Source organism: Peptidiphaga sp., assembly GCF_057238965.1.
In genome coordinates this window covers 6495-12812 of sequence record NZ_DBHHEV010000069.1, presented here as the reverse complement: position 1 = coordinate 12812, position 6318 = coordinate 6495, and the positions used below count along the sequence as shown (strand labels likewise).

At 62.1% G+C, this 6318-nt stretch carries 5 protein-coding genes; 2 read left to right on the top strand and 3 right to left on the bottom strand.

What is annotated here, in order from left to right:
• Together ACO48X_RS08525 and ACO48X_RS08520 are read left to right on the top strand one after the other, a co-directional pair.
• A partial coding sequence (locus ACO48X_RS08525; protein ID WP_485001659.1) for a hypothetical protein occupies positions 1-280 on the top strand: 280 nt, incomplete at its 5' end.
• 311 nt (positions 281-591) lie between these two features.
• Positions 592-1050, top strand: coding sequence for a hypothetical protein (locus ACO48X_RS08520; protein WP_485001658.1), 459 nt, complete (start codon positions 592-594; stop codon positions 1048-1050).
• Positions 1051-1083: 33 nt separating this feature from the next.
• On the opposite strand, the gene dnaE is transcribed toward ACO48X_RS08520, so the two are convergent.
• The 3 genes from dnaE to ACO48X_RS08505 form a co-directional block, all read right to left on the bottom strand.
• Positions 1084-4611 (bottom strand): DNA polymerase III subunit alpha, encoded by a 3528-nt coding sequence (dnaE, locus tag ACO48X_RS08515; protein ID WP_485001657.1) that lies wholly within the window; start codon positions 4609-4611, stop codon positions 1084-1086.
• A 162-nt stretch (positions 4612-4773) separates the two neighbouring features.
• A complete protein-coding gene (locus ACO48X_RS08510) occupies positions 4774-5703 on the bottom strand; it encodes an RluA family pseudouridine synthase (RefSeq protein WP_485001656.1) in 930 nt (309 codons plus the stop codon).
• On the bottom strand, positions 5696-6318 hold a 623-nt coding region (locus ACO48X_RS08505; RefSeq protein ID WP_485001655.1), incomplete at its 5' end, for a signal peptidase II. The genes ACO48X_RS08510 and ACO48X_RS08505, both read right to left, overlap by 8 nt.

Below are 6318 nucleotides of genomic sequence, written 5' to 3'. Positions count from 1 at the left end.
ATGGAACTTTCTAGAACGACCTTACTCGTCGCTGAGTTATGTTGAGGGGGATGGAGACGAAATCGAGGCTTTTATGAATGAGAATCACTTTGACGAGAAGTATTTCGATAGGGTTAGTCGGAATCTCCACGAGGGTTGCAACCTCGCGCGCGAGGATCGAAGGTTCTACATGACTGTATTGACCGTCGTTGCGGCCACGGCCTTCATCACCCTGCCCAAACCAAAGAGAAAGGAAAGGTCAAGGACCATACCTGCTGAAAGCGATCAACCGACAGGCTAGCCTCTGTCACTTTACCCTCAAGAAAACGTCGGTAACCCGATCAAGAATCCAAGTTACGGACCGCAAGCACAGCGTAGACGCGTAACCGGGCGAACCAAGCCATCAGTTTGAGTTGCCAACGCCTCGCAGGACAAGACAAATGACCTGTCCGGCGACGCGAGAACGGCTCGCAGCCTGTGCGCTGAAGACGGCAACTGAAAGTTCAAGATAATCGCTGTGGTTTCAACACAAGGATTACCGATACAGGCCGCAGCCACACCCCCTTCACCACAGCCAAACCTAGATTATCCACTCGGATACTTGGAGAAACCATGACAAAGAAAGCCTTCGTCACAGTCCGCGTCCTCATCGTCGCTTTCACCCTGTTCGTCCTCGGGTGGCTTTTCCTCAGCAGACCATCGATTAACCCTGGTTTTAGCGACTTTAAGTGTCAGCCAGTTGCATGGAACTATCTCGGAACGCCTTACGGAATGTACAGCTTCTTCGATATCGAGGATGGCGACATGATGGACGAATTTGCCGCTAAATACACTATTGACAACGAGAAGGACAGAGCGGAAGCTCGTCTTAATGTCACCGCCGCGTGCAATCTTGCACGCGAGGACCGCAGGCTCTACATGATCCTGCTGACCGTCGTCGCTGCCACGGCCTTCATCACCCTGCCCAAACCAAAACAAAAGCAGACAGCCTCGAAAGCGGAAGAGACAACATCCAAAGAAATAGAGCCAACGTCCAAAGGGCTCGCTGACGAAGAAAACAAGGAGAACTGACTAGACCGGATGGGCGCCGTACAGGCAGCACCGTCACCTCAGGCAGTTGCGGCCCAGCAGCACGCGGAGGTCGGAGAAAAGGCCTGCGCCGGGCTGGACGTAAAACTTTCTGTCCACTTGGACCACGCTCGTCGCGTGCGGCCTGTGGATATGCATGCGAACCGGCGCGCTTCCCGGATAGCTCGAGAGGACGCGGGCCAAGGACGCCATCTGCTCCGCCGTGCACATGCGCTCAGGCATCTGCAGCTCGACCGGCGAATCAGGAAGAAGATCCCCCGAGGGCAGCGTCATCTCCTGGGCCGAAAGCTGGACCGTTCCGTCGCGATCCTGCACCCGCACCTTGACGACGGCCACGGTGTCCGGCGTAAGCATCGTCGAAACCGTCTGATACGTGGCGGGGAAGAAGTTGATCTCCGCGCTGCCCGTCAGGTCCTCCAACATGATCGTCGCCCAGAGCTTGCCGTTCTTCTTCGACACCCTCGGCTGCACGGACGTGATCAGCCCCGCGAGGCTGACGAAGCCCTCCTGGACGCTCTCTTCGTTCATGAGCCTGACGATCGTCGTGTCGGCGGCGCGATCGAGAACATGCTCCATTCCCGACAACGGATGGTCCGAGACGTAAAGCCCCAGCATGTCGCGCTCATGGTCGAGCTTCACCTTCTTGTCCCACTCCGGGATGTCAGGCACGACGACGTCGATGCCCGCGCCGAGATCGACGTCGGCCCCTCCAAAAAGGTCGAATTGCCCGGCCGCTTCGTTCTTCTTCAGCGAGACGACGGCGTCGACCGCCTCTTCAACCTTCGCCAGAAGAGCCTTCCGCGAATACCCCATGGAATCGAACGCCCCCGCCTTGACGAGGCACTCGATGGCGCGCTTGTTGCACACCTGAAGGGGAACCTTGTCGAGGAAATCCTGGAACGACGTGAAGGCGCCCTTCTCACGCCGGGCGTCGAGGATGCCCTTGACGACGTTCGCACCCACGTTGCGCACCGCTGACAGGCCGAAACGGACCTGCTCGCCGACAGCGGAGAAGTCGGAATCGGAATCGTTGACGTCGGGAACGAGAACCGTGATGCCCATGCGTCGGCATTCGCCGAGGTAGAGGGCGAGCTTGTCCTTGTTGTCCTTCTTCGACGTCAAAAGCGCGGCCATGAACTCGACCGGGTAGTTGGCCTTGAGGAAGGCCGTCCAATAGGAGATGACGCCGTAGCAAGCCGAGTGGGATTTGTTGAAAGCGTACTGGGCGAAGGGAACGAGGATCTCCCACAGCCTGTCGACGCATTCTTTCGAATACCCGTTGGCGAGCATTCCGGCGGAAAATCCCTCGAACTGCTTTTGCAGCACGTCGAGCTTCTTCTTGCCCATGGCCTTGCGCAGCGTGTCGGCTTGGCCCATTGTGAAGCCTGCGCACACCCGCGCGATTTGCATGACCTGCTCTTGGTAGACGATCAGGCCGTAGGTCGGCGCCAGAATCTCGCGCAGCGGCTCCTCGAGTTCGGGGTGGATCGGGGCGATCTCTTGGAGCCCGTTTTTGCGCAGGGCGTAGTTCGTGTGCGAGTTCATTCCCATGGGGCCGGGGCGGTACAGCGCAGAGACGGCGGAGATGTCCTCGAACTCCGTGGGCCGCATCTGTTTGAGCAGCGCCCGCATGCCCGAGCCGTCAAGCTGGAAGACGCCGAGGGTGTCCGCCCGCTGGAGAAGCTCGAAGGTGGGTTGGTCGTCCAGCTCGATCTCCTCGATCGCCACCCGTTCCTTGCCGTTGTAGACGATGTTGTCGAGAGCGTCCTCGATCGTCGTCAGATTCGACAGCCCGAGGAAGTCCATCTTCAACACGCCCAGTTCCTCGCACAGAGGATATTCGAACTGGGTGATCGTGGCGCCGTCGGACGGGCGTTTCATGATCGGGATGACATCCATGAGCGGCTCGGAGCACATGAGCACGGCACAGGCGTGCACGCCCCACTGGCGCGTGAGGCCGGCCAGGCCCTGGGCCAAATCGAAGACCTTGGAGGCGTCCTGGTCGCCCGCCACAAGCTGGCGGAAATCACCCGCCTCGACGAACCTCTCGGCCTTTTCGTTGTGGATGTCAGCTAGCGCGATGTCCTTGCCCTGGACGGTCGGAGGGAGGGCTTTCGTCATCCGCTCCCCCATTTCGAACGGATAGCCGAGCACCCGCGCCGAATCCTTGAGCGCCTGCTTGGTTTTGATCGTTCCGAAAGTCACCACCTGGGAGACCTTCTCAGCCCCGTACTTCTTCTCGACGTACTCAATGACCTCCCCTCGCCTGCGCTCGTCGAAATCGACGTCGATGTCGGGCATCGAAACCCGTTCGGGATTGAGGAACCTCTCGAAGAGCAGGCCGTGGCGAATCGGGTCGAGCTCAGTGATCTGCAGGGCGTAGGCCACCATCGACCCGGCGCCGGAGCCGCGCCCAGGCCCCACTCTGATCCCGTTGCGCTTGGCCCACAGGATGTAATCGGAGACGACGAGGAAGTACCCGGGAAAGCCCATCTGCAAGATGACGCTCACCTCGTAGTCGGCGCGCTCGCGCACGTCGGCCGGAATCTTCTCGCCGAAGCGCACATGCAGGCCGCGATCGACCTCCTTGACGAACCACGAGGTGATGTCCTCGCCTTCGGGGACGGGAAAGACCGGCATGTAGTTCGCGCCCTCGTCGGCCGTGGTGAAGGAGACGTTGCAGCGTTCGGCGACAAGCAGGGTGTTCTCGCACGCCCCGGGAAGGTCGCCGAAAAGTTCGTGCATTTCCTCGGAGGTGCGCAAGTGGTAACCCGTGCCGTCGAAGGTGAAACGGTCCGGGTCCTGGAGCGTCGAACCGGAGTTGATGCACAGCATCGCGTCCTGGATGGGCGCGTCGCCTGCCTCGACGTAATGCGAGTCGTTCGTCGCGAGCAGAGGGGCGTCGATCTTTCGGGCGAGGTCGAGAAGCTCGTTGCGCACGCGCTTTTCGATGGCGTTGTCGTGGTCCATGACCTCGACGTAGTAGTTCTCTTTGCCGAACAGGTCCTGCATGCGTCCGGCCGCCTCGTAGGCTTCGTCGAACTGCCCGAGGCGCAGCCGGGTCTGGACTTCGCCGGAGGGGCACCCGGCCGTGGCGATGAGCCCCTCGTGGTACGTCTCCAGAAGGTCCATGTCCATCCGCGGCCATTTGCCCATCTGGCCTTCGAGCGAGGCGCGCGAGTCCATGCGGAAAAGGTTGTGAAGCCCTCTATTGTCATAGGCCAGAAGCGTCATGTGGGTGTAGGCGCCGCGTGCAGAGACGTCGTCGGCCCTCTGGCCCTCCTCGCCCCAGAGCACCCGGTCCGAGCCGAAACGGGAGGTTCCCGGCGTCATATACGCTTCGACGCCGATGATCGGCTTGACCCCCTGGGCCTTGCACTCTTTGTAAAACTCGTAGGCCCCGAAGCAATACCCGTGGTCCGTGATCGCCACGGCCTTCTGGTTCTGGGCCTTGGCCTGGGCCACGAGCTTCTTGATCTTCGCCGCCCCGTCGAGCATCGAATATTCGGTGTGGACGTGCAGATGCGCGAAGTCTTTGGCCATGGGCCCAGTCTACGCGGAGCGTCCGCCACTCGCCTCAGGACGCGGCCGCCTTCGCTAGGAGACGAGAATCGGCGGCCGAACGCGCTTGCGACAAAAGGGGTTCTCCAGGCGGAATCCGCCGTCCGAAGGCTCCGGCGGCACGATGCCCGGCAGCCGGGTTTCTCAACGGAAGACGCCCTCGCGCATCGCCTCGAGCGAGCTTCGCAGATCCTCCGGATACGGAGAGGCGAAGGCGACCCACTCCCCCGACGTCGGATGCTCGAATCCCAGGCGGACGGCGTGAAGCCATTGCCGCGCAAGGCCGAGCTTCGCCGAGAGCGTCGGATCTGCCCCGTACATGTCGTCGCCGACGCACGGATGCGACATCGCCGACATATGGACCCGAATCTGATGCGTCCGGCCCGTCTCCAGACGGACCTCCAGCAAGCTCGCGCCGGCCGTCGCTTCGAGGGCCTCGTAGTGGGTGACGCTCGGGCGCCCGTCGGCGCGCACGCCCATCTTCCACTGGCGCCGAGTGTCGCGGCCGATGGGGGCTTCGATCGTTCCCGACATCGGATCGGGATGGCCCTGCACCAGCGCATGGTAGACCTTCTCGACGGTCCGGTCTCGAAAGGCGCGCTTGAGCGCCGAGTAGGCGGCCTCCGATTTGGCGACCACCATGCAGCCGGTCGTTCCGACGTCCAGCCTGTGGACGATGCCCTTCCGCTCCTGGGGGCCATGCGTGGTAAGTTTTACGCCTTCGGCCATGAGGGTTCCAAGCACGTCCGGGCCCTCGAAGTTGAGCGAGGGATGGGCCGCCATGCCCGCGGGCTTGTCGACGACGACGACGTCCTCGTCCTCATAGAGCCTGACGATCCCCTCTGCCGAAGGCCGCGGCTCCAGCGACGGCGGGTCTGGGACAAGGATTTCCAGAACCGCCCCGGAGGGGACACGGTCGGATTTGGAAGCGACCGCCCCGTCTATCCATGCCTCGCCCTTCTGGACTGCCGCGGCGCAAACGCTCCGGGAAAGGCCGGTCATTCGGGAAAGGACAAAGTCGATCCTATCTCCGGCCAGCCCGTCGGGGACCGGGTAAAAGCGCCTTTCAGGCATGCCCGAGATTGTCCCGTCGAGCTGAGAGCCCAGCGTTTTCGCCCGACCCGTCGGGCTTTTCGGCGTCGGAAATCGCGTCCTCGCCCGCCCCGCCCGAGCTCAGACGCGCCGCAGCGCCGTCTTCGGCTGTGACCGCGACGCCTTCGCCCGGGCGCCTCGCCTCCGCAACGCCGTTAGCTTGGCCTTCACGGCCCTCCCCGGCATCGGCCTCGCCCGCTTGTTCGCCTCTGTGCCCTGGCTCCCCGTCAAAAGGCACGGAAAACCAAGAGAGAACGACGATGACGACGATCCCGAGAACGAGTGCGATATCCGCCACATTTCCGATAAACCAACGCCCGTAGGCGATGAAATCGACGACGTGGCCGCGGCCGAAGCCCGGCTGTCGAAAGAGCCTGTCAACGAGATTGCCCGCCGCTCCGCCCCATACGACCCCCAGCGTGATCGTCCATGGGCGCGACGACGTGCGCCTGATCCACAGCGGAAGGGCGAGGACCACCACCGCCGCGACGGCGGTGAAGATCCACGTGGAACCGGTGAGAAAGGAGAATGCCGCTCCGGGGTTGAAGTGCAGCTCAAAGCCCAGAAGGTCGCCGAAAAGGGGGCGGCGCGCGCCGT

Bases quoted from the DNA above. Each gene is read 5' to 3' on its own strand.
- ACO48X_RS08520 (WP_485001658.1), top strand. From the start codon at position 592: ATGACAAAGAAAGCCTTCGTCACAGTCCGCGTCCTCATCGTCGCTTTC.
- dnaE (WP_485001657.1), bottom strand. From the start codon at position 4,611: ATGGCCAAAGACTTCGCGCATCTGCACGTCCACACCGAATATTCGATG.
- ACO48X_RS08510 (WP_485001656.1), bottom strand. From the start codon at position 5,703: ATGCCTGAAAGGCGCTTTTACCCGGTCCCCGACGGGCTGGCCGGAGAT.